Source organism: Frondihabitans sp. OV104 (genome assembly GCF_057787745.1).
This window is the reverse complement of sequence record NZ_CM173541.1, coordinates 2,704,330-2,727,257: the sequence shown is the minus strand read 5'-3', so window position 1 is coordinate 2,727,257 and position 22,928 is coordinate 2,704,330. Positions and strand designations below refer to the sequence as shown.

20 protein-coding genes and 1 tRNA gene are annotated in these 22,928 nt (G+C 69.6%); 9 read left to right on the top strand and 12 right to left on the bottom strand.

All coding sequences use genetic code 11. From position 1 onward, the window contains the following. The first annotated feature begins 85 nt into the window (after nucleotides 1-85). Complete coding sequence (locus AC3CBB_RS12735) at nucleotides 86-1,012, top strand: hypothetical protein (RefSeq protein WP_488624876.1); 927 nt, start codon at nucleotides 86-88, stop codon at nucleotides 1,010-1,012. Between the two features lie 82 nt (nucleotides 1,013-1,094). On the opposite strand, the gene AC3CBB_RS12730 is transcribed toward AC3CBB_RS12735, so the two are convergent. The 8 genes from AC3CBB_RS12730 to AC3CBB_RS12695 all read right to left on the bottom strand — a co-directional run bounded on the left by AC3CBB_RS12730 (nucleotide 1,095) and on the right by AC3CBB_RS12695 (nucleotide 9,417). After that, nucleotides 1,095-1,628, bottom strand: a complete 534-nt coding sequence (locus AC3CBB_RS12730) for a hypothetical protein (protein ID WP_488624875.1) — start codon at nucleotides 1,626-1,628, stop codon at nucleotides 1,095-1,097. Further along, the gene (locus AC3CBB_RS12725; protein WP_488624874.1) at nucleotides 1,625-3,037 is read right to left on the bottom strand and encodes a DUF58 domain-containing protein; all 1,413 of its coding nucleotides are present in this window, start codon (nucleotides 3,035-3,037) and stop codon (nucleotides 1,625-1,627) included. Before AC3CBB_RS12725 ends, AC3CBB_RS12730 begins: the two co-directional genes overlap by 4 nt. Further along, nucleotides 3,034-4,044 (bottom strand): AAA family ATPase, encoded by a 1,011-nt coding sequence (locus AC3CBB_RS12720; protein WP_233579921.1) that lies wholly within the window; start codon nucleotides 4,042-4,044, stop codon nucleotides 3,034-3,036. Before AC3CBB_RS12720 ends, AC3CBB_RS12725 begins: the two co-directional genes overlap by 4 nt. Next, nucleotides 4,041-4,616 (bottom strand): hypothetical protein, encoded by a 576-nt coding sequence (locus AC3CBB_RS12715; protein ID WP_488624873.1) that lies wholly within the window; start codon nucleotides 4,614-4,616, stop codon nucleotides 4,041-4,043. Before AC3CBB_RS12715 ends, AC3CBB_RS12720 begins: the two co-directional genes overlap by 4 nt. Then, on the bottom strand, nucleotides 4,613-5,380 hold the full coding sequence (locus tag AC3CBB_RS12710; RefSeq protein ID WP_488624872.1) for a DUF4129 domain-containing protein: 768 nt from the start codon (nucleotides 5,378-5,380) through the stop codon (nucleotides 4,613-4,615). The genes AC3CBB_RS12715 and AC3CBB_RS12710 overlap by 4 nt, the downstream gene beginning before the upstream one ends. A gap of 63 nt (nucleotides 5,381-5,443) precedes the next feature. Then, nucleotides 5,444-6,238, bottom strand: a complete 795-nt coding sequence (locus tag AC3CBB_RS12705) for a ferritin family protein (RefSeq protein ID WP_123505591.1) — start codon at nucleotides 6,236-6,238, stop codon at nucleotides 5,444-5,446. A 72-nt stretch (nucleotides 6,239-6,310) separates the two neighbouring features. Further along, on the bottom strand, nucleotides 6,311-8,599 hold the full coding sequence (locus AC3CBB_RS12700) for an HAD-IB family hydrolase (RefSeq protein WP_488624871.1): 2,289 nt from the start codon (nucleotides 8,597-8,599) through the stop codon (nucleotides 6,311-6,313). Then, nucleotides 8,596-9,417 (bottom strand): hypothetical protein, encoded by an 822-nt coding sequence (locus AC3CBB_RS12695; protein ID WP_488624870.1) that lies wholly within the window; start codon nucleotides 9,415-9,417, stop codon nucleotides 8,596-8,598. The genes AC3CBB_RS12700 and AC3CBB_RS12695 overlap by 4 nt, the downstream gene beginning before the upstream one ends. A gap of 76 nt (nucleotides 9,418-9,493) precedes the next feature. On the opposite strand from AC3CBB_RS12695, the gene AC3CBB_RS12690 reads away from it, so the two are divergent. The 4 genes from AC3CBB_RS12690 (at nucleotide 9,494) to AC3CBB_RS12675 (ending at nucleotide 13,342) form a co-directional block, all read left to right on the top strand. Then, complete coding sequence (locus AC3CBB_RS12690) at nucleotides 9,494-10,273, top strand: SDR family NAD(P)-dependent oxidoreductase (RefSeq protein ID WP_488624869.1); 780 nt, start codon at nucleotides 9,494-9,496, stop codon at nucleotides 10,271-10,273. 2 nt (nucleotides 10,274-10,275) lie between these two features. Beyond that, nucleotides 10,276-11,184 carry a lysophospholipid acyltransferase family protein gene (locus AC3CBB_RS12685; protein WP_488624868.1) on the top strand — a complete coding sequence of 303 codons (909 nt, stop codon included), beginning with the start codon at nucleotides 10,276-10,278 and terminating at the stop codon, nucleotides 11,182-11,184. Further along, nucleotides 11,181-12,890, top strand: coding sequence for an FAD-binding oxidoreductase (locus AC3CBB_RS12680; protein WP_488624867.1), 1,710 nt, complete (start codon nucleotides 11,181-11,183; stop codon nucleotides 12,888-12,890). The genes AC3CBB_RS12685 and AC3CBB_RS12680 overlap by 4 nt, the downstream gene beginning before the upstream one ends. Before the next feature lie 152 nt (nucleotides 12,891-13,042). After that, nucleotides 13,043-13,342 carry a hypothetical protein gene (locus AC3CBB_RS12675; RefSeq protein WP_488624866.1) on the top strand — a complete coding sequence of 100 codons (300 nt, stop codon included), beginning with the start codon at nucleotides 13,043-13,045 and terminating at the stop codon, nucleotides 13,340-13,342. Nucleotides 13,343-13,442: 100 nt separating this feature from the next. On the opposite strand, the gene pgm is transcribed toward AC3CBB_RS12675, so the two are convergent. Beyond that, nucleotides 13,443-15,062 carry a phosphoglucomutase (alpha-D-glucose-1,6-bisphosphate-dependent) gene (pgm, locus tag AC3CBB_RS12670; RefSeq protein ID WP_488624865.1) on the bottom strand — a complete coding sequence of 540 codons (1,620 nt, stop codon included), beginning with the start codon at nucleotides 15,060-15,062 and terminating at the stop codon, nucleotides 13,443-13,445. Between the two features lie 99 nt (nucleotides 15,063-15,161). Between pgm and pheA the strand changes: the two genes are divergently transcribed. Continuing rightward, nucleotides 15,162-16,145, top strand: a complete 984-nt coding sequence (gene pheA, locus AC3CBB_RS12665) for a prephenate dehydratase (RefSeq protein ID WP_488624864.1) — start codon at nucleotides 15,162-15,164, stop codon at nucleotides 16,143-16,145. An 83-nt stretch (nucleotides 16,146-16,228) separates the two neighbouring features. On the opposite strand, the gene AC3CBB_RS12660 is transcribed toward pheA, so the two are convergent. Next, nucleotides 16,229-17,245 carry a diacylglycerol/lipid kinase family protein gene (locus AC3CBB_RS12660; protein WP_488624863.1) on the bottom strand — a complete coding sequence of 339 codons (1,017 nt, stop codon included), beginning with the start codon at nucleotides 17,243-17,245 and terminating at the stop codon, nucleotides 16,229-16,231. Between the two features lie 126 nt (nucleotides 17,246-17,371). Here AC3CBB_RS12660 and serS point away from each other — a divergent pair, with 126 nt between their 5' ends. The 3 genes from serS to AC3CBB_RS12645 all read left to right on the top strand — a co-directional run bounded on the left by serS (nucleotide 17,372) and on the right by AC3CBB_RS12645 (nucleotide 19,818). Then, nucleotides 17,372-18,637: a serine--tRNA ligase gene (gene serS, locus AC3CBB_RS12655; protein WP_488624862.1), complete on the top strand. Its 1,266-nt coding sequence runs from the start codon at nucleotides 17,372-17,374 to the stop codon at nucleotides 18,635-18,637. Next, complete coding sequence (locus AC3CBB_RS12650; protein WP_488624861.1) at nucleotides 18,634-19,479, top strand: HAD family hydrolase; 846 nt, start codon at nucleotides 18,634-18,636, stop codon at nucleotides 19,477-19,479. The genes serS and AC3CBB_RS12650 overlap by 4 nt, the downstream gene beginning before the upstream one ends. 254 nt (nucleotides 19,480-19,733) lie before the next feature. After that, nucleotides 19,734-19,818 (top strand) — tRNA-Ser (locus AC3CBB_RS12645). Between the two features lie 209 nt (nucleotides 19,819-20,027). Here AC3CBB_RS12645 and AC3CBB_RS12640 read toward each other — a convergent pair. Together AC3CBB_RS12640 and AC3CBB_RS12635 are read right to left on the bottom strand one after the other, a co-directional pair. Then, on the bottom strand, nucleotides 20,028-21,740 hold the full coding sequence (locus tag AC3CBB_RS12640) for a hypothetical protein (protein WP_488624860.1): 1,713 nt from the start codon (nucleotides 21,738-21,740) through the stop codon (nucleotides 20,028-20,030). Continuing rightward, complete coding sequence (locus AC3CBB_RS12635) at nucleotides 21,737-22,675, bottom strand: hypothetical protein (protein WP_488624859.1); 939 nt, start codon at nucleotides 22,673-22,675, stop codon at nucleotides 21,737-21,739. Before AC3CBB_RS12635 ends, AC3CBB_RS12640 begins: the two co-directional genes overlap by 4 nt. Between the last annotated feature and the right edge of the window lie 253 nt (nucleotides 22,676-22,928).

Genomic DNA, 22,928 nt, shown 5'->3' with positions numbered 1-22,928 from the left:
CTCACCGTCGTCCACAGGGGGGCGCTTCTCCACAGAAGAGACCTGGCGCAGGAACTCGGGGTGGCCGGGCCGCCACGCTGGGTGCGTGTCCTCGTCGCCCCTTCCTGATCCGCTGGCTGAGGCGCCGTTCGCGGTCGCCGATGCGTACCGCGCCGGTGTCGGCGTGGGCCGCCTTCGCGCGGCAGACCTCGCCGTGCCGTTCCTCGGCGTCCGGGCGGTCAGCCCGGCAGCAGACCTGGCCGGTCGATGTCGCGAGGCAGCCCTCGTGCTCGGGGCGGACCAGTGCTTCAGCCACCTCACGGCGGCGGCCCTCTGGGGTCTTCCGCTTCCTTCCCGGTACGCGGATCGTACGGTGGAGCTGCACGTCTCGACGACGGGGAGTCGGGCGATGCGTCGTCCGGGAGTCATCGGCCACCGGATCACGCCCGTAGCTCGACTCCTTCTCGACGGGCTGCCGGTCGTCGACCCGGTCACGGCGTGGGCGCAGTGCTCGGAGCAGCTCCGGGTCGACGATCTCGTCGCGATGGCCGACGGCCTGCTCGGGGAGTGGTCGACACGACCCCGGGCGCGACTCGTGGAGCGCGAGCTGCTCGAACGCGCCGTGGCCTCGCGTGCGGGTTCCCGCGGTGTCGTCGCACTCCGGGAGGCGCCCGATCTGGCACGGTCGAACGTTCGCTCACCCGGCGAGACGCGTCTCCGCCTCCTCCTCGTGCGGGGCGGACTGCCGGAGCCCGAGCTCAACGTCGAGGTGCGTGATGACGACGATCGCTGGCTCGGCATCGGCGACCTCGTGTTCCGCGACGCTCGAGTCGTCGTGGAGTACGAAGGCGACGGGCACCGCGTCGACAGGAAGCAGTTCGAGTCCGACATCGACCGCCGAGAGCGGTTCGCCGACGCGCGGTGGCGCACCATCCGCGTCACCGGAGGCGCACTGCGCACGTCGCCGAGCCAGGTCGTCGCGCGAGTGCGCAAGCACGTCCTAGGTGCAGATGCTTCCCTTCCAGGCCGGTGAGGGGTCGCTCGTTGCTGTCGGCGGGGCGGTTGAGGACAAGAAGCGACTCCTCGCCGGCGTGCGCGCGTCAGCGCGCTCGCGCTCAGCGCGTGGGGCGGAGGAGGAGGGGGATGAGCACCGCGACGGCCAGGAGCACGGCGGCGACACCCCCGACGAGCCCGAGCCAGAGGGCGCCCGCGCCCGGTGCGGAGCCCGGCACAGGGCGTGCGAAGGTGAGCACGACGAACGCCACGACCTGTGCCGCCACCTGCACGAGCACGTAGCGCACGAGGGGCGGCCGGAGCACGGCGACCTGCACGCGCGCACGGAGCGGCAGCCAGGCGGCGAGCTGCCCGGCGACGAGCAGGAGGTGGATCGCTGCGAGGAGCACGACGAACGCGGGCGTGTAGCCGAGGTCGCCGTCGATGACGAGCGCGAGGCCCAGCATCACGCTGAGGATGGCGGCGAAGGGCGTGCGCGGCAGGGCGGCGGCTCCGACCGTGAGGAGGAGCGCGACGACGAGCCAGCCGCTGACGCCGATCACGACGAGCGACGCGAGTGCTCCGACGACGCCGACCAGGGCGGTGACGGCCGCGGCCGGGACGGTGCGGCCGACCGCAGGGAAGCCGGGGGTCATCGCATCCTCCGGGGGCGGCTGAGCATGCGCAGCTGCACGGCCGGAACCGGCACGCCGGGCTGCTCGCCCCACCGCACCAGCTCCACGCCCGATGCGGCCATGCTGTCGAGCCGGTAGGTGCGCTCGAGCATGAGCAGCTGGTGGGCGGTGCGCTCCTCGCGGGTGGTGCGGGAGATGTCGGCGGCGGGCAGCACGTCGACGGCGAGCACCCGGTGGCCGGTGGATGCCCAGGTGATCGCCATGGTCGCGGCCTGCTCGTCGAGGAAGGTCGACAGCACGACGACCAGCGACGAGGCCGGCACGAGCGGCGTGCGCACGGACCGGACCGGCTCGCCCGTGGGGGCCGCCGTCGCGATGGTCTTCTGCAGGCGTTCCAGGTGCCGCGTGCCGCCGCCCGGCTCGACCGAGCGGGCGGTGCCGGCGAGGTCGCGCAGGCCGACCCGGTCGCCGGCGGCCAGGTAGGCGGCCGCGAGCGAGAACGCGGCCTCCCGGGCCAGGTCGAGCGACGTCGCCGTGGCGACCGTGCCGCGCGCGCCCGACCAGCGGGTGATGTCGGCGCCGACGTCGTCGCGGTCGTCGACGACGAGCATCACGATGGCGTCGGCGGTCGAGAAGGTGCGGCGCACGTAGAGTTCGCACTCGAGGGTTGCGCGGCGAGCCGTGGCCTTCCAGTCGATGCGCCGCAGCCGATCGCCGGGCGTGAACAGGGCGACATCGCGGAACTCCCCGCCGTCTCCCGGCGTCGCCGACCCGTGGGCGCCGGTGATGCCGACGACGCGGAGGGGCAGCGGCAGGTTCTCCATCCGGAGGCGCGGCGGCGGTACGACGCGCGAGCTCACGGGCCCGGGCTCCGGCGACGAGACGGCCGTGCCGCGGGCACCCAGCACCGAGTAGTGCATGCGCACGATCTCCTGCGGGCCGGAGTGGGCGACAGGGATCGTGCCGATCAGCCGCGCGGCGGTGTCGCGGTCGACGGCGAAGCGGTGCGTCGTGTCGTCGGCGGCCTCCAGCAGCACGGCGACGCTCTCGGCCCCCTCGGGCAGATCGAAGCCGATGCGGTAGGCCACCCCCGACGAGTCGGCATCAGGGCGCAGGAACGTGCGGACCGTCACCGCGGCCCCGCGCCGCGGCCGCGCGTCAGCCCCGAGCGCCACCGCCACGAACAGCGGGAGCGCCAGCAGGGCGAACTCGGCGTGCGTGGTGACGAGTCCGAGGGCCGCCAGCAGCACGGCGGCCCCGGCGCCGAAGAGCACGGGCGGGGTCACCGCCCAGCGCGGCGCCGCCGAGGTCTGGTCGACCGCCCCTCCCGCACCCGGATCACGCTCGCCTCTCGCCGGCGTGCCGACTCCGCCGGAGGACTGCGCGCCGGTCGGCGAGGTCGCCCCCGACGGAGGCTCGGCCCCGGTCACGGGCGCGCGGCGACCGCCGGCGCGCCCTCGCCGACGGCGGGCGGGCCCGCGACCTGTCCGACGATTCCCCGGATCACGCCGGCCGAGTCGACGCCGTTGGCCCAGGCCTGCGGGGTCAGCGAGACGCGGTGGGCGAGCACGGGGACCGCGGCCGCCTTGATGTCCTCGGGGGCGACGAAGTCGCGGCCGTCCATGACGGCGCGGGCGCGACCGACGAGCATGAGGCCCTGGGCGCCGCGGGGCGAAGCGCCGACCTGGATGTCGCGGTGGCCGCGAGTGGCAGTGACGAGGTCGACGCAGTAGAGGGCGATGTCGGGGTCGACGTGCACGGTCTCGATGGTGTTCTGCATCGCGAGCAGCGTCTCGGGGCTGATCACGGCCTCGACGGAGCCGACCTCGCGGCGGCGGTCGACGCGGTTGAGCAGCACGGCCTGCTCGCCCTGCCGCGTGGGGTAGCCGACCGAGAGGCGCACCATGAAGCGGTCGAGCTGCGCCTCGGGCAGCGCGTACGTGCCCTCGTACTCGATGGGGTTCGAGGTCGCGATGACGTGGAACGGCTTCGGCAGCGGGAAGCTCTGGCCCTCGACGGTCACCTGGCCCTCGGCCATCGCCTCGAGAAGCGCCGACTGGGTCTTGGGCGAGGTGCGGTTGATCTCGTCGGCCAGGAAGAGGCCCGTGAAGACCGGCCCGGGGCGGAAGACGAACTCCGAGGTCTTGGGCGCGTAGAGGAACGAGCCGGTGATGTCGGCGGGCAGCAGGTCGGGCGTGCACTGGAGACGCCGGAAGTCGAGCCCGGTGGCCTGCGCGATGCTGCGCGCCGCGAGCGTCTTGCCGAGGCCTGGGACGTCTTCGAACAGGACGTGACCGCCGGCCAGGATGCTCGCGAGGGCGAGCTCGAGCGGGTCGCGCATGCCGACGACGAGGCGGCCGACCTCGTCGAGGATTCGTCGGCTGAGGTCGGCGACCTCGGCGATGGAGAGCTGCGCGTCGGGGGAAGTCGTGGTCACGGGTGCCTCTCGGTGGGTGCGGGGTCGGAAGCGGGTGCGCCGCCTGGATCGGGTGCGCTGCTGGGAGCGGCTGCCGGGCCCGAAGCGGGTGCCCTGCCGAGCGCCTCGACGGCATTCATCAGCCGGGTGAACGACACGAGGTCGAGGTGCGACCTCCGCGGCGTCATCAGCGTGCGGACGACGGGCGGTGCGAGGATCGCCTCGATCTGAGCCCGGTCGTCGGGGTCGTACAGGTCGAGCCCGTAGAGGAACAGCAGGCGATGCCGGGCCGCCTCGCGGACTCGGGACAGCGTCTTCTCGTGGATGCCGCCGTGCGATTTCATCGCCCAGCCGAGGCGCTCGAGGTCGCGCCGGGCACCGGGCGTGCGCCGGACGACCGGGCGCGGCCACTCGGCCCTGTCGCCCTCCTGGACCGAGATCCAGGTCACGCCGACGGCGAACACGGCCAGGCTCACCAGCGTCGCCGGCAGCGGTTCGACGCCGAAGAACCAGACGATCCCGCCGACGACGAGCGCGGCGACGGCGACCAGGATCGCCGGCACCCGCAGCGGCGGACGGAGCAGCGCCCTCACGGCGCGGCCTCCGCGTCGGCGGCGGCCCACTGGGCGTCGAGGGTCTGCAGGGCCGCGCGCGCGGCGGTCACGTCCCGCGCCGTCGAGACGGCGTCGCCGAACCGGACGGCGAGGTACAGGCGTCGGAGGGTGGCGAGGGCGGACCCGTCGACTCCCGTCCGTTCCAGGATGCGGCTCGTGAACTCGGTCGGGGTCTCGGACTCCAGCCGGCGGTACCCGGCGTCCTCCGCGGCCTCCTGCAGGCCGAGCCAGGCCTGCACGATCGCGTCGCCGGGCTCCCGGTCTCCGTCGAGCACGTCGAGTGCGCGTCGGAGCCCCCGCCGGAGGTACGGGGCGCTCGTCTCGACCGACGGGTCGTCGCCGAGGAGGTCGAGCGCCTCATCGCCGAGACCGCCCGGGCCGCCGCGCTGGCGGTCGCGCAGTCGTCGCAGCACGTAGCGGACGACCACGAATACCAGGAACGCGCCCACCAGGCACAGCACGAGGATGACGATCCAGCCGAGGTCGGGGCGGCTGCCCGTCGCGATCGGCGGCGGAGTGCCCGTCGCCACCGCGGCCGGCGGCGGGGTCTGGACGAGCGGCTTCGGGCTGGGCAGCACGCCGAACGTGCGGCGCGGGCCGGTGAAGACGAGGGCGCTGCCGAGGGCGCTCCCGAGTGCGATGAGCAGCGCGAGGCCGCCGGCGACGAGGCCTGCGACGGGCGGGCGGAAGCGGCGGCGTGGCTCAGCCACGTCGGGTTCCTGCCGCGAATTGCCCTCGCTCATGCCTCGACGCTACCGGACGCATCGCGGCCGGAACCGCGACGGTGCGCGCCTGGGGATAACTCGCTACGCGGCGACGCCGAGGCCGTCGAGCGCCTTCTCGAAGATGGTGAGCCCCTGCATGCCGGGGAGGCTGGCGATGTTGTTGTCGAGCTTCTTCATCTCTTTGCGGCCTTCGACGCCGCTCATGATCTGGCCGAACACGAACTGCACGTCGTCGCGCTCCATGATGCTCGAGCCGACGGGGGCCCAGAACTTCGAGAGGAGGAGGCGCGTGAGCTTCTGGGCGCGCTTGCTCTTCTGCAGGCGCTCGCGGGCCTGCGACACGTAGAACGCGACGTGGCGGGTCTCCTGCTTGGCGATACGGCGCAGCAGCTCGCCGAGCACGGGATCGGTCTCGAGGTCGGCCATCCGCTTGTACGCGCTGACGGCGGACCACTCGTTGGCGGCGCCCCACGACATGTGGACGGCCACGAAGTCGCTGCCGACGATCTTGCCGAGCATGGACTGTTTGATCGGGTCGAGGCGGTCGCGCCAGCCCAGCTTGAGGCGGGAGGCGCGGAGAGCGTCGTAGTCGACCGTGATGCCGTGGACCTCGAGGACGGCGCCCAGGGCCTCGCCATGCCAGAACTCCTCGCGGTTCCACATCGTCATGAACGTCGAGATGTCGCCGTCCTTGTGCGACGGCGTGGTGAGGAGGTCTCGGGTATAGCAGACGGTGTGGTACTCGACGTCGGCCATGTAGCGCAGAGTGCGAAGCGTCTCGGGAGAGAGGGGGTTCTGGCGGAAGTGCTCGAGATCGAGGTCGTCCCAGCCCAGGCGCTCAGAGCCGGCAGCGTACTTGTCGATATCGAATGCCATTGCATGTCGGAAGAGGCATATAGCCTCTCCCACTCCCTTCGGGTCTGCCGTCTCGACGGCGCGCGCAGAGTCCTACGCGTCCTTAGAGATTAGCTCGATCGGCCCGCGCTTCCAATCGCGGATTCTCCACCTTCTTCGGAGCGCCTCCCGCGAGAGATTGGCATCGGGGTTGACGGCACTGGGATTTCCGACCATCTCGAGCCAGACGAGGTCGGAGTGGCTGTCACCGTATCCATAGGAGGCACCCAGGTCGAGGCCGTTCAGAGCGGCGTACTGACGCAGCCAGGCGGCCCTGGCCTCACCCACCACCGGAGGCTTCGCGAGGTACCCGGTGAATATGCCGTCGCGGGCATGCATGGTGCCTGCGACGACCTCGTCGAACAGGTTCGCGAGGGGCTCGACGAGAGTCCCGATCGATCCGGTGACGAGCACCGTGCGGTGGCCGGCAGCGCGGTGGGCGGCGATCCGCTCGATCGCGGCGGGCATCGTGCTCTTCAGGAGCGTCTGACCGAAGCTCTTGGCGACGACCTCCTCGAGGCGGCTGACGGGCATGCCCTCATAGCGGCGCAGGAACGCGCGGATGAACTCGGCGCGATCCCGCTGCTCTGCCCGCAGGTACCCCGGCAGCGCCGCCAGCAGGCTCGCCACCTCGCCCGGCCAGGCCGCCTTGCCGAACCCGCTGCCGCGCACCCAGAGGTACTGCTCGACGAGGTTCGAGTCGACGACCGTGCCCTCGAGGTCGAACACGGCGACGACGTCGCTCCGTTGCGGCAGCACCGGCTCGGCTGCCGGCGCCGACGTGGCAGGTCGCACGCTGAACGCGCGCGTCATCGTGGTGACGGCGGGGAAGTGGACGCCCTGGAAGTAGTCCTCCCACTGGATGTCGGTCATGTCGAAGCCGATGTCGAGCGCCTTCTCGGGCGTCTGGGTCGCTACGATCGCGGCCTGGAGGGCCTTGGTGCGGGTGTCGTCGAAGATGATCTCGGACTGGATGTAATGGCGGTAGAGGTCGGTCAGGCTCTGCAGCGACTCGAGGTCGCTGCGGCGGCGGTCGACCGAGGCCAGCGCTTCTCGGGTGCGCGTCGTCGAGGGCATCCGGATGAAGAGCGACTCGCGCGCGTCGTTGATCCGGGCACGAAGGCGCACGGCCCGCTCGACCTTGCGGCCGCCGGGGAAGCGCCAGGTGGCCGCCGCGATGTCGCCGCTGTCGGGCGTCGGCACCGGGTGCGCCGTGAAGAACATGCTGAGGTTGGTGAACATGCGGTGGATCGGAAGCGGGTTGCTGGCCCCCGACGACACGTGGAAGAACTGCGGTTCGCCCGCCGGGGCCGGGTTCGCGGCCACCAGGACGATCACGTTGACGACGAAGTCGACGGGCACGACGTCGAGGACGGAGTCGGGGACGCCCGGGAACTCGGGGAGCATGCCTCGGCCGTAGGCCATGATCAGCGGGTCGGCGACCTTGAAGCCGTCGATCCAGCCCGGGTACGGGTGGCGGAGTGCGCTCTCGACGATGGCGGGGCGCACGAACGAGAGCCGGTGGCCCGCAGCCGCCCACATCTGCTCGGCGGCGCGCTCGGCGAAGGCCTTCGTCAGCGTGTAGACGTCGGTCCAGCCCAGGCTCTCGGCACGTGTGCGGCCGTGGTCGACCAGCTTCGCCTTCACCCAGTCGACGCGGCGCGACTCCGCCTCACGGGAGACGGCCAGAGGGCCTTCCTTGCCGTGCTTGGCCCGGGCCTCCGCCATGAACCGGCGGAGCACCTCGGGCTGGCGCGAGGCGAGCTCGACGCGCGAGCGGGCGCCGCGTGCGGCGTCGAACTCGGCGCGCCAGTCGACGTCGTGCGTCAGCGACGCCTCGGGGAAGATGCCCTTCCGGAGGCCGCCCACGTACGCGGTGGAGACGTGCACGACGTGCGGGTCGATCTCGGCCGCGAGCAGTGCCTCGTAGAGGCCGACCGCGCCGCCGACGTTGGTCTCGAACGCCTGGTCGATGGGCGGGTCGAACGACACGCTCGACGCGCTGTGGATGACGAGGTCGATGTCCTTCGGCAGCGCCGGGACGGAGTCGAGCCCGCCCTCGAGCACTCGGAGCCGCTCGGTGACGGCACGCTCGACCTCGGCCTCGCCGACCGAGTCGCGCCACGACTTGAAGACGGGCTTCCGGAGCATGTGCCGCAGACGGTCGACGCCGGACGTACTGCCCTTGGTCCGGATCAGCAGCGAGACGGTCGTCTCCGGGTGCGAGGCGAGCAGCCGCTCGAGGATGGCCTGGCCGACGAAGCCCGTCCCGCCCGTCAGGAAGACGTGGGCGTCGCCGAGGTCGGTCTGAAGCTCGGGGAAGGCGGTGACGGCGGCGCTCACGGCAGGAGCTTCTTCGCCGTGACGGAGCCCATGCGGGCGTCCATGCCGGGCAGGGCCGCGACGCGCGTGCCGATCGACTCCGCGCGGGCGCGGCCCCCGGTCCCGCCGAAGACGAACGCCTCGAACATGTCGCGGTCGACGGCGGCTCGCTCGACGCCGCCGATCGGCCAGGCGGCCGTGAGGAGGGCGGCCCTGGCGCGCCGGACGGCCGCCTTGGAGTCGCGGAGCCGCCAGTCGGTCTCGTCGGCGAAGAACGCCTCGTGCCTGGTCTTGATGATCTGGATCCTGTCGATCGTGTCGCGCAGCGCGGACGACGTCGTCGTCTCGCGCAGGTGGTCGTATGCCGCTCGGAGTATCCACTCGTCGATCAGGCCGACCGTCATGTGGACGGCCACGATCGGAGTCCCGAGCCCGACGGCCGCGAGGGCTCGGCGGATGGGGCCGGAACGCTGGATCGCCTCGTCGGCGCTCCTGCGGGGTGCCCCCTCGGGGACGGTCCGGGTGCGGGGGAGGCCGTGAGCCTCCAGGACGGCGTCCAGGGCGTCGGCCATCCAGAACTTCTCGAAGGCCCAGGTGACGAGGAACGCGGTGACCCGGGCGTCCTTGTGGGTCGCTGTCACGAGGAGGTTGCGGAGGTGCTCCATCGTGGCGGCTTCGAGCCTGGCGGCGTAGCGCAGGAACTCGAGTTCCTGCGCTGAGAGGGGCTCGGACTCGTACGCGGCCAGATCGAGCTCGGACCGGAAGTTGCCCTGAGCCGTGCGCGTGAACTCGCGGATGTCGAACGGCCGTGCGACCTGCGGGTCAGGACTCGTGGTCATGAGCGTTTGCCTCCGGAGCGGTACTGAGCAATGGTCGATGCACGAAGTTGCCCGTAGGCACCGTATCGTAAGCGGCATGGCTGTAGCGCTCGTGACCGGGGGCACGTCCGGCATCGGAGCCGAATTCGCCCGCCAGCTCGCACACAAGGGATACGACCTCGTTCTCGTCGCTCGAGACGAGGTGAGGCTCGCCTCCATGGCGACGGAAATCCGCGGCATCGGCCGCTCCGTCGAGGTCTTCCCCGCCGACCTCGCGAACCGCGACGACGTCGACCGGGTGGCTTCGCGACTCGAAGACGACGACCGTCCCGTCGACGTGCTCGTGAACAATGCCGGCTTCGGCATGCACATCCCGTTGACGTCGCGCGACGTCGCCGGACTCGACCTCGGCTTCGAGGTGATGTGCCGTGCGGTGCTGGTGCTCTCGGGTGCTGCGGCACGGTCCATGCGCGGTCGCGGAGCGGGCCGCATCATCAACGTGTCGTCGACGGCCGGCCTGCTCGCGATGGGCGCCTACTCCGCGATCAAGGCGTGGGTGACGTCGTTCTCCGAGGGCCTCGCCGTCGAGCTGGACGGAACCGGCGTGACCGTCACGGCCGTCCTGCCCGGCTGGGTTCGCACGGAGTTCCATCAGCGAGCCGCTATCCGGACGACCAGCATTCCAAACTCCCTCTGGCTCGACGCCGAACAACTGGTCACCGCGTGCTTGCGCGACGTCGACAGGGGCAGAGTGATCTCCATACCCACCGTTCGGTACCGAGTGCTGGTCGGGTTGCTGCGTCACGCACCCAAGAGCGCAGTCCGCAAGGTGTCGGGAGCCATCTCGTCCAGCAGGAAGAAATCCGTGGAGGCGTGATCGTGGACGAACCGAAGAGCGACAAGGTCGAGAAGGCCGACAAGCACGACGACGCTGCGTCGAAGCTGGGCGCCGTCGCGGCTGACGTCGCCGGCCGAGTGAGCGAGGGCGCCGCCGACGTCAAGGTCCGGGTCAGCGAGGGCGCCGCCGATGTGAAGGTGCGCCTGGGCGAGGGCGCGGCCGACGTCCGCGACCGCTTCAACAGCCGGAGGCACGCGTCCGCGCGCTACGTGGCCCAGCGCTGGCTCATGAAGCCGACCATCTGGTCGATCACCGACGTGACCGTGATCGGGCGCGAGCGGCTCAAGGGCCTCGAGGGCGGCTTCGTGCTCATCGCCAACCACTCCAGCCACCTGGACGCGCCGCTCATCGTCGGCGCCCTGCCGCGCAAGCTGTCGCGCTACCTCGCGACCGGAGCAGCGGCCGACTACTTCTTCGACGTCTGGTGGCGTCGCGGCCTCACCTCCCTGTTCTTCAACGCGTTCCCGATCCAGCGCGGACGCCGAGCCGGTGCGAAGCCGTCGAAGCACGCCGACGCGGCCGTCAGCGCCGCCTCGCTGCTCAGCCGCGGGTTCCCCGTCCTGGTGTTCCCCGAGGGCACGCGGTCGAAAGACGGCGAGATGGGCCCGTTCAAGCCCGGAGCCGCCCGCCTCGCAGCGGCCTGCGACGTCCCGATCGTCCCGCTCGCCCTGATCGGCGCCAACATCGCGCATCCGCGTGGGGCCCACTGGCCCCGCCCGGGCCGGCTTCCCGTCGGCGTCGCGTTCGGCGACCCGATGCGGCCGGAGCCCGACGAGACCGCGATCGCGTTCTCGAATCGGCTCCGCGAGGAGATCCTGCGCATCAGAAACCAGTACTCGGCCGATATCCTGGGCCGCACCCTCTCGCCGTCCAAAGGAGCCCGCCCGTGACCGACCTCAAGCCCCGACAGGCCTCGGCCGCCGAAGACGGTCCCGACGTCAAGCACATGAAGTGGTGGGGCTGGGGCGTCGACGGCGTCGCCTTCCACCACGAAGACAAGCCCGCGTTCGCGCCCTTCGTGAAGAAGATGGTCGGCGTCGACCTCAACTCGGCCGCCGTCACCGCCGCCCCGTCGTTCGACGAGCTCGACATCCCGGGCTCGAAGATCACCGCCGAGGTCTCGTCGGCCCTGTCGCTCATCGTCGGCGAAGGCCACGTCGTGCTCGGCGACATGGAGCGCGTCGTCCACACGTACGGCAAGAGCATCCGCGACCTGATCAAGATCCGCAACGGCATCTTCCCGCGCGTGCCCGACGCGGTCGTCTACCCGGCCACCGAGTCCGAGATCGCCAAGATCGTCCAGCTCTGCGTCGAGCACGACCTCGTGCTCATCCCCTTCGGCGGCGGCAGCAACATCGTCGGCGCGCTGGAGCCGATGCCCGGCGAGGACCGCATTGTGCTCTCGCTCGACATGGGGCGCCTCGACCGTGTGCTCGACATCGACGAGGACGGCCGCCTGGCTCGCATCCAGGCCGGTGCCCAGGGGCCCGACATCGAGGAGCAGCTCAACGCCAAGGGCTGGACGATGGGGCACTTCCCCGACAGCTTCACGCACTCCACCCTCGGCGGCTGGGTCGCGACTCGCTCGTCGGGCATGCAGTCCGACAAGTTCGGCGACATCGCCGACCTGACCAAGGGCCTCCGCCTGGTTCGCCCCGACGGCGTCGTCGTCATCCGCGCCGTGCCGTCGGCCTCGACCGGCCCGTCGCTCCGCGAGATGATCATCGGCTCCGAGGGCCGTCTCGGCGTCATCACCGAGGTCACCGTCCAGGTGCACCGCCTCCCCGAGAAGCGCGAGATCCTCGCCTACTTCTTCCCGACCTGGGAGGCCGGCCTCGCGGCCATGCAGGCGATCTCGGAGAGCGACGCCAACCCGTCGATCACCCGCGTCTCGAACGAGTTCGAGACCGAGATGTCGCTGGCCACGTCGAAGGCGAGCAAGGGCATCTCCTCCCTCCTCAACCAGGGCGTGCAGCGGTTCATGAAGCTCAAGGGCTGGGACCTCTCGAAGATCTGCCTGTCGTTCATCGGCTATGAGGGCTCCGAGGAGCACGTCGCCATCAACGAGAAGCTCGTCTCGAAGATCGTCCGGAAGCACGGCGGCTTCGGCGTCGGCAAGGGCCCGGGCGTCCTTTACGACCAGAAGAAGTTCGACACTCCCTACCTGCGCGACTTCTTCCTCGACCACGGCGGCGCAGCCGACGTCTCAGAGACGAGCGCCCCCTGGTCGAAGCTGCTTCCGCTCTACAACGGCGTGTACGCGTCGGCGAACCGCGCCTTCGAGAAGATCGGCGTGCAGGGCCTGATCATGGCGCACCTGTCGCACTCGTACCACTCGGGCGCCTGCCTGTACTTCACGTTCGCGTTCGAGCACGGCGACCAGCCGCTCGAGCAGTACGACGTCGTCAAGAAGGCGATCCAAGACGCGTTCATCGCCGAGGGCGGCACCGTCTCGCACCACCACGGAGTCGGCCTCGAGCACGCACCGTGGATGGCCGCCGACGTCTCGGCACCCGGCCTCGCGCTGATGCAGGGAATGCTCGACACTGCCGACCCGAAGCGCAACTTCAACCGGGGCAAGATCACCGGCAAGTAGGGGCGGGGCGCGTGCTGGCGCCGGGCCGGTGGGCCAGCCCCGCCAGATCGGCTCGCTCCCTCCGTATGAACGGCGGGGGTGAGCCGATTCGGAGGGGCTCGCCGTGTCTCCGGGCGCAGGAACTGCGCCACCCCGTACGGCAGACTGTCCGGATGCGCACCGCCAGCCCGTCCAACTCCGACCGCAGCCGCTTCACCGCCCTCGAGCTCGAGCTGGCTGCCATCCTGTGGGCCTGGGACCCTGTCGGGGTCGCCCCCGGCCGCACCGACGACGGCGAGTACGACGACCTGGTGCGGCCGATCCTCATCGAGCTCGGCCACGGCGTCCGCGACACCGCCCTCGCCGTGAAGATCGCCGGCGCGATGAGCACCGACTACGGCCTGGCCATGCGCGAGCAGCAGGCCCGCGGCGTCGCCGCTTCGATCACGGAATGGTGGGCGGCGCAGCCCTGACCCGCCGCGCGCGCCGCATGCCGACGGCCTCGCGCGCAGACGACCCCACACGCCGCGGCGAGTGGGGCCGTCTGCACTGAACCGTGCGGTGCTCGGACAGCTAGGCGCCGAGCGCGGCGTCGACGATCGTCTTCGCCTCCTCCTGGACGCGCTTCAGGTGCTCCGGGCCCTCGAACGACTCGGCGTAGATCTTGTAGACGTCTTCGGTGCCCGACGGGCGGGCGGCGAACCACGCCTTCTCGGTGACGACTTTCACGCCGCCGACCGCGGCGCCGTTGCCGGGGGCCTCGCTGAGCTTCGCGACGATCGGGTCGCCGGCGAGCTCGGTGGCCGTGATGTCGTCGCCGCTGAGCTTGCCGAGTCGTGCCTTCTGCTCTTTGGAGGCGGCGGCGTCGATGCGCTGGTAGACCGGAGCGCCGAACCTCTCGGTCAGCTCGGCGTACAGCACCGACGGAGACTTGCCTGTGACGGCGAGGATCTCGCTGGCGAGGAGGGCGAGGATGATGCCGTCTTTGTCGGTGGTCCAGACGGATCCGTCGCGACGCAGGAACGACGCGCCGGCCGACTCCTCACCGCCGAAGGCGACGCTGCCGTCGACCAGCCCTGGTACGAACCACTTGAACCCCACCGGGACCTCCCAGAGGCGACGGCCCAGCGAGTCGGCGACCTTGTCGATGATCGACGACGACACCAGCGTCTTGCCGATGGCGGCGTCGGAGCGCCACTCGGGGCGGTGGCTGTAGAGGTAGTCGATGGCGACGGCGAGGTAGTGATTCGGGTTCATGAGGCCGCCGTCGGGGGTCACGATGCCGTGGCGGTCGGCGTCGGCGTCGTTGCCCGTGACGATGTCGAACTCGCCCTTGCGCTCGACGACGCTCGCCATGACGGAGGCGCTCGAAGGGTCCATCCGGATCTTTTCGTCCCAGTCGAGCGTCATGAAGCGCCATGTCGGGTCGACGCCGGGGTTCATGACCGTGAGGTCGAGGCCGTAGGCGTCGCGGATGGCGGCCCAGTACTCGACGCTCGCGCCGCCCAGCGGGTCGGCACCGATCTTGATGCCGGCCTTCTTGATGGCGTCGAAGTCGATCACGTTGGCGAGGTCGAGCACGTAGCGGCGCAGGAAATCGTAGCGGCCGGGGCTGACGTCGCTCGTCTTCACCTCGACGTTGCCGCCGGCGATGATCTCGTTGGCGCGGTTGGCGATCCACGACGTGGCGTCGCTGTCAGCCGGACCGCCGTGCGGGGGGTTGTACTTGAAGCCGCCGTCACGAGGGGGATTGTGGCTGGGCGTCACCACGATGCCGTCGGCCTGCTCGGTGTGGGCGGGATCGTTGTTGTAGACGAGGATCGCGTGGCTCACCACGGGGGTGGGAACGTAGCCGTTCTCGGCGTCGGCGAGGACCTTCACGCCGTTGCCCGCGAGGACTTCGAGGGCGGTGCGCTCAGCAGGGCCCGAGAGGATGTGGGTGTCGCGGCCGATGAACAGCGGGCCTGTGATGCCCTGACCGGTGCGGTACTCGACGATGGCCTGCGTGATCGCCGCGATGTGCGCCTCGTTGAAGGCCGAGTCGAGCGACGAGCCGCGGTGGCCGGACGTGCCGAACACGACCTTCTGCGACGGGTCGGTGACGTCGGGGGTCAGCGAGTAGTAGGCGGATGTGACTGCCTCGGGGTCGATGAGGTCAGCGGGGGTGGCGTAGGTGCCGGCGCGATCGGTCATGAGACTCATAGTGGCACCTGGCGGAGAACCGCGTCGAAGTTGTCCACAGGCGAGCCGGGCCAGCGAGGAGGAGGGTGCGCCTGCCCTAGGCTCTGACCCATGTCAGAGCACGCCGGCGCCCGCCCCGAGACCACGTACAGCTATCTCGGCCCGGCGGGCACCTTCACCGAGGCGGCGCTCAAGCAGGTGCCGGAGGCCGCCGGGAAGACCTGGCGCAGCGTGAACAACGTGGGCGAGGCCCTGGCCGACGTCGTCGCCGGGCGCAGCGTCGCCGCGATGATCGCGATCGAGAACTCCGTCGACGGCGGCGTGAGCGCGACGCAGGACGCCCTGGCGAACGTGCCCGGCCTGCGGATCCTCGGCGAGTACCTCGTCAAGGTCGACTTCGAGCTCGTCGCGCGGCCGGGTACGTCCCTCGCGGAGGTCAAGGTCGTCAACGCCCACCCGGTCGCGTACGCCCAGTCGCGCCGGTGGCTCGACAGCACGCTGCCCGAGCACGGCCACCTCCCGGCCACCTCCAACGTGGCTGCGGCCGCTGCCCTCCTCCCGCCGGCGCCGGGTGAGGCGATCGTCGGGGTTCTCGCCGACGCGGCCGTCGCGCCCCTCGGCATCACCGAGCACTACCCGCTCGAGGTGCTCGCGCGGAACATCGGCGACAACTCCAACGCCGTCACGCGCTTCGTGCTCGTCGGCCGGGCCTCGGCGTTGCCGGCGGCGACCGGGTCCGACAAGACGACGATCATCGCCGAGCTGCCCGACAACCGCGCCGGAGGGCTGCTCGACATGCTGGAGCAGTTCGCGACGCGCGGCATCAACATGAGCCTGCTCCAGTCGCGACCCATCGGCGACGCGCTCGGCCGGTACCGCTTCGTGATCGACCTCGACGGCCACATCCTCGACGAGCGGGTCGCCGACGCCCTGCTCGGCCTCAAGCGGTTCAGCCCGAGCGTGATGTTCCTCGGGTCGTACCCGCGGGCCGACCACAAGGCGGTCACGGTGACGCCGCGCTACGACAACGCCGCTTTCGTCGAGGCGCGCGACTGGCTTCGCGGGTTGGTCGCGGGAGAGCCCGGCGACGGGTAGGCGCAGGGCGGGCGAGCCCGGCGACGGGTGGGTGCAGGCGGGCGGCGGGCGAGCCCGGCGGCAGTTCCTGCGCCCGCGGGGTTCTAGGCGGGGACGCGCACTCGGAGGGCCAGCGGGTCGACCCAGGCTCGGATGGCGACCGCCATGCCGTGCGAGTCGCCGTCGAGCTCGAAGTCCTGGGGGGATTCGAGGCGGACGACGATCTCGGAGCCCTTCATGTAGCGGACGGTCTTGAGGTCGGGCGCGAGCCTCATGACCTGGCGGCCCGCTCGGCTGCGGCGGAGGATGCCGTTCTCCCACACGATCTTGAGCCAGATGCCGACCCAGTCGATCTTGCGTTCGGGGCGGAGGGCGACGATGTCGAACACGCCGTCGTCGATGGCCGCGTCGGGCAGCAGCATCAGGTTGCCGGGGAGCAGCCCGCAGTTGCCCAGGATGATCGTGTGGGTCTTCATCGACTTGCGGCCCGAGTGGTCGAGGTCGTAGCGGATGTTCATGCTGTTGTTGTCGCGGAGGCTCCGGGCGATGGCGTCGACGTAGGCGAGCCAGCCGATGCGCTTCTTGAGGGTGTCGTTCGTGTTGGCGAGCATCTGGGCGTCGAGCCCGAGCCCGGCCATCACCACGAAGACGCTGCGGTCGCGCGTGCCGTCGGGGTTCTCGATGTCGACGACGCCGAGGTCGATCTTGCGCTCGACGCCGTGGAAGACGGTCGAGATCGCGTTGTCGAGGTGGTCGAGGCTGAGCTTGAGGTTGCGGGCGAGCAGGTTGCCGGTGCCCGACGGCAGGAGGCCGAGCGCCGTCGTGGAACCCCGCAGCGCCTCGGCGACGTTGCGCACGGTGCCGTCGCCGCCGGCGGCGATGACCACGTCGGCCCCGGCCTCGACGGCCTGGCGGGTGACGCCGCCGCCCGGGTCTTCGATGCTGGTGGCGTAGTAGAGCGTCTCGTTCCAGCCCGCCTTGTTCTGGTGACGGCGGACCGACTTCTTGATGTCGGCGAGCGACACCTTGATCGGGTTGTAGACGACGGCCGCCGTCTTGGGAGCCGTGGCGGCGGCCTCGGGGGCATCCCTCTCGGCGGGCGGGGAGGACGGGGTGCTCATGGGCCAAACGTATTCGACGCGGACCGCGCGTGTATGGCGGGCGTGTTAACGCAGTCGTCGAGCGGCGTTCTCCACAGGCCTGACGGGCGGAGGCGACTCGCGGCCGGTATTCCTTAGACTGGCGGGGTGATCGATCCCCAGCTGCTCCGCGACGCCCCCGACCTCATCAAGACGAGCCAGGCGGCGCGCGGCGACTCCACCGAGGTCGTCGACGTCGCAGTCGCGGCCGACGTCAGCCGCCGGGCCGCGATCGCGTCGTACGAAGACCTCCGCGCCGAGCAGAACGCCTTCGGCAAGACCGTGGCCAAGGCGCCTAAAGACGAGAAGAAGCAGCTCGTCGCCCAGGCCCAGCTGCTCGCCGCCAGGGTGAAAGAGGCGCAGGCCGCGTCGACCGTCGCCGATGAGGCCTTCGACACAGCGATCCGCGCCATCGCCAACCCGATCATCGACGGGGTGCCCGCTGGCGGCGAGGAGAACTTCGTCACCCTGCGCACGCACGGCGAGCCCCGCGAGTTCGACTTCGAGCCGCTCGACCACGCCGACCTCGGCGAGAAGCTCCGCGCCATCGACATCAAGCGCGGCACGAAGGTGTCGGGCTCGCGCTTCTACTTCCTGCGCGGGGTCGGCGCCCGCCTCGAGCTCGGGCTCATGAACATGGCGCTCGACAAGGCCATGGCCGAAGACTTCACGCCGCTCATCACGCCGACGCTGGTTCGCCCCGAGATCATGGCCGGCACCGGATTTCTCGGCGCCCACTCCGACGAGATCTACTACCTCCCGGCCGACGACCTCTACCTCACCGGCACGAGCGAGGTCGCGCTCGCCGGCTACCACGCCGACGAGATCGTCGACGTGTCGGAGGGCCCGATCCGCTACGCCGGCTGGTCGACCTGCTACCGCCGCGAGGCCGGTGCCGCCGGCAAGGACAACCGCGGCATCCTGCGCGTGCACCAGTTCAACAAGCTCGAGATGTTCACCTACGTGCACCCCGATCAGGCCGAGGCCGAGCACGACAAGCTCGTGTCGTACCAGGAGGCCATGATCCAGGCGTGCGAGCTCAGCTACCGCGTCATCGATGTGGCTGCCGGCGACCTCGGCTCGAGCGCGGCCCGCAAGTTCGACATCGAGGCCTGGGTTCCGACGCAGGGCACCTACCGCGAGCTGTCGTCGACCTCGAACTGCACGACGTTCCAGGCCCGCCGCCTCGACACCCGCTACCGCACCGAGTCGGGCAAGACGGCGCCGGTCGCCACGCTGAACGGCACGCTGGCCACCACGCGCTGGCTCGTCGCTATCCTCGAGACGCACCAGCAGGCCGACGGCTCGGTTGTCGTGCCCGAGGCCCTCCGGCCCTACCTCGGCGGCCTCGAAGTGATGGAGCCCGTCGCGTGACCTCCTCCACCCCCGCCGTGACGCGGTCCGCTGCTCCGCGCCGGGACGACGCCTGGCTCGTCGCGCTCGACGTCGACGGCACGATCATGACCGAGGGCGGCCAGATCAGCGATGCGGTCGCCGGCGAGATCCGCCGCCTGCGCGGCGAGGGCCACGAGGTCATGATCGCCACGGGCCGCTCGGTCGCGATGACGCTGCCCGTCATGGAGCGGCTCGGCCTGGAGTCCGACTACGTGGTCTCGTCGAACGGTGCGATGACGCTCGGGCGCGATGACACTGCCGACAGTGGTTACTCGACGGTCTTCGTCGAGGAGTTCGACCCCACCGACGTCCTCACGACGATCAACGGCCGCCTCGAGGGCGCCGGCTACGCCGTCGAGGATGCCCACGGCAACATGCTCTACCTCGGGGCGTTCCCCGAGATCGCCCTCACTCCGACGAGCCGCGAGGCGAGCTTCGACGAGCTCTGCGGTGTCCAGGCGACCCGCGTCGTCGTCATGTCGCCGTCGCACAGCCTCGACGAGTTCCTCGAGATCGTCGAGAGCATGGGCCTGCACAAGGTCAGCTACAACGTCGGCTGGACGGCCTGGCTCGACATCGCGCCCTTCGGCGTGACCAAGGCCACGGCCCTGGAGCGCGTCCGCACCTGGCTCGACATCCCGGCCGAGCGCGTCATGGCCGTGGGCGACGGGCGCAACGACATCGACATGCTCGCGTGGGCCGCGCGCGGCGGCCGCGGTGTCGCGATGGGGCAGGCGCCCGACGACGTGCTCGAGGCGGCGTCCGAGCGGACCGGCTCGGACGTGGAGGACGGGCTCGCCGCGGTGCTGGCGACGCTGTAGCGCTTGTACGCCGCGCGAGCGTGCGCCTCGCGTCGCGTCGCGAGCGTGCTCGTCGCGCCGCGTCGCGCCGCTTCACAAGGACGCCTGGGGTAGACGTCCTCGTCAGCGTCGCATGCCGGCGTCGTTCTCCTAGTGGGCGTCGCAGATTCGCCGTCGAATCCTTCGTCACGCACACGTCGTCCTTGCCCGAGGACGCGCCACATCACGCGTCCGATACACTCGCAGAGGCTGCGAACCCGCGTGTTCGCACGCCGGGAGGGCTGTCCGAGCGGCCGATGGAGCTTGTCTTGAAAACAAGTGGGCAGAAATGTCTCGTGGGTTCGAATCCCACGCCCTCCGCATGGGCTTTTTTACACAACTATCGGTGACATATTACGAAACGCATGAAGAAGCATCCTGCCCACCTAAATCGGTTGTTCGGGCCCGCCAGTGATGACGAGATCGAGGCCTCCGTCGCCGTTTTCAGCTGACAAGGGACCCGAAAAGCCCTGCCGGAGCACTTCCGGGCAGGGCTGTTTGCTTGGGGTTGCTGTGTCTGTGCCGCGCTCCTAGGCAGCCGCTTTCTTCGGTTTCTCATCCCAGGGAACCCGTGGGAAAGGCGCCGTTTTGGGTCTCTTCGGTTTCCGGTCCTTTCGGCCGTTTCGGTGCTTGGCGTGCGCTGGCCGGGCAGGGATGTAGTCCGGAATTCCTTCTGCGGGATCGAGGTCGACGTCGGTGATGCGATAGCCGGAACGGATGATGTCGATGTTGACGCAACCCTGACCGATAGCGATGAGCAGCGCATTTTTGACGGTTCCGAAGAGTCGCGACCAGTGGCGCACCATCTTGGCCCGGTGGTACTTCATCTCAGAATAGGACGCTTCGACGGCGGTGCGACGCGCGTATCGCTGTTCGTGTTTGGTGGTGCCGTAGGCGGGGAACTGAGTCTCGCGGTCCGTGAAGAGGGTGACTGTCTCGCTGCACCAGCAATGGGTGCCTTTCTTGCACTCCGTGGTGGGGTATTTCATCCCATCGCGTTTCATGCTGTCGCGGTCGTTTGGGCACCGCACTTCGCCCGTGACGACTGGTCCTCGGTAGCGCAGCTTATTCCCCGCTTCTTTGGTTGAGAAGGGCTTGAGGGCGTATTTGAGACGTTCTTCGAAGAGGCCCGACTTGCGTTCGAGTTCGGCGACGCTGTCGAATCGGTCCTTGGCTTCTAGCTTTTTGAGGTGGTCGGGGAGAGCCTTCTCGGAGAAAATCAGGCCGTCGATGACGATGGTGTCTTCGAGCGGGCCGTTTCGCTGACCGCGCTGCTTCGGGTGGAGGTCGAAGGTCTGCTTGATGCCCCGATATCCCAGCTCTTGAGCCCACTTGACGTAGAGCGAGTAGGAGTACCCGCCATCGTTGATGAGTTCGCGTGGATAGTTGTCGGCTCCGATTCCGTCGAGGAGGGTAAGTGCTGCTCGGGAGTGGAGGAAGCCCGCGGGGACGAGGTTGGCGCCCCAGGTGAGGTGGGGGATGGGCTTCTCGCCTACTTCGGGTACGCCGACGAGGGTGTGGAGGTCGCGTCCGATGAAGGTGGTCTTTTTTCGCCCGTTCTTGCCGGTGACGTAGGACTCGCGGGCATCCCAGTCGAAGCCGAGGACCTTTCGCTTATCGGGGCCGGTGAAGGGAAAATGGAAGGAGGAGAAGGTCTGGGTGACTTCGGTTCCGCCAAGGGGGAGGTCTTTGTCTTCGACGTCGGGGTGCTGGTTGCGGGCGTACGCGTAGCCGTGGGTGGGCATGTCGGTGCTGTCGAGAGCAAGGGAGATGGGTTGGGTGATCCACGCGGGAATAGCGCCTCGGATGATGGCGGACATCGTAGCGGACACGCCCTTGTCGCCTTCCGGGTAGATGACGGTCTCCTTGCCCTCGTCGTCGATGAAGATCGTCGGGTCGGTGGCTCGGAGGCGTTCCTGGAGTCGGGCGACGAGGTAGGTGATGTGGTGGTAGCGGAGGGGGTGTTCGATGCCAAGGGCCGCGCGCTCGGAATCCGTGAGACCCATCCCCCACATAGCCACACGCCACATGATGAGGTCGTTCTGGGGATTCAGCAGGGTCCAGGCGGCCAGAACACCTAGGAGGCCGCGGACGCCGAGCTTGCGCTTTCTGCCCGTTTTTCTTTTGAGGACGCCTTCGAGGAATCCGATGGCGTCGACGCTTCTGTCCATCCAGTTGCTGGCCATGCTGATTGCTTCGGAGTGGGTGGGAGGGCGGACATAGTTGTCCTCGGCGGCGGTCACTTCTCACCTGCCAGGTACAGGTCTGCATCGTCGCGGACGTCGACCCAGGGCATGAGCGCCTCGATGGCGTAGAGCTGCTTGACGCCGGCTGCCGCCGCGATTTCGGAGAGTCGAGCGTTGGAGTTCAACAGTCTGACGAGCCATGTCGTGCGCAGGCGGGCCGCGTTCATGCTGGATGGGGCCCAGTCCGGCATGACGGTGTGGCTCTTGTGCAGACCCACCGGGTCGCGGTGGGAGGGATCGAAGTTGCCCATGACATACGGCGTGGTGATGCTCGCCATGAAGTCGATCAACTGAGGCGCAACGTCGATGTGGACCGGGACGGTGCGAGCGTTCTTACCGGGAATGTCGACTCGGACACGTCGGCCATGGATGTGCACATGCTCCGGCCGGATATGGGCCACCTCGCCCGGGCGAGCACCTGCCCCCAAGCACAGGTAGAAGAGGGCAAGGAGGCCTTGGCGCTGGCGTTCGGTCGATTGATTCCGTGCCGCTTTCTCCAATGCGGCAATCTCACGGTCGGTGTACCGACTCGCGCGCGTTCGCTTCGGGAGCGTTGCCCGGGGCGGAACCCAAGGCGCTTCCTTTGTATTCGCCAGACCAATCTTTTTAAACATGCTGCGCCGCGTGGCCCGGTTCTCCGCGCTGATACCGGGCATGAGCTTGCCGATGTAGTGGTCCACGCGGTCTGGGGTAAAGATCGTCTCCGCGTCGATCTCGTAGCCCAGCTGTCTGCAGGAGGCGACGTAGAGGGTCGCGGCAGAGAGCATGTTCTTCGTCGTCACGGGACTTACGGGCTTCGTCATCCACACGCAACGTTTGATGAACGCCCCGTGCTTGACCCACAGGGGCCGGAGCTTCTTGGTGGGCTGGTACACGTCGAGCACTTGCTCGGGTGTAGCGCAGACGATGCCGCGGATCTTGACGGGCTTCATGACCAGACCTCTGGGTTGGTCCAGGCGGTGCCGACCAAGTCGCTCAGGCGTTCCCCCTGTCGTCCGGCGATCTTGAGCCATTCATTGAGGTCCCCGATGGAAGACGACCGTTCTGCCGTTGCGGAGTTGGTGTCCTCGGAGCCGCGCGGGTCGACGCCATCGCGATCGAATCGAGCAATACGGGCGACATGGCCGCACGTCATGTCCAACTGAGCGCCGGGCTCCGTGGAAGAGATGTCACCTGGCTTCGGGG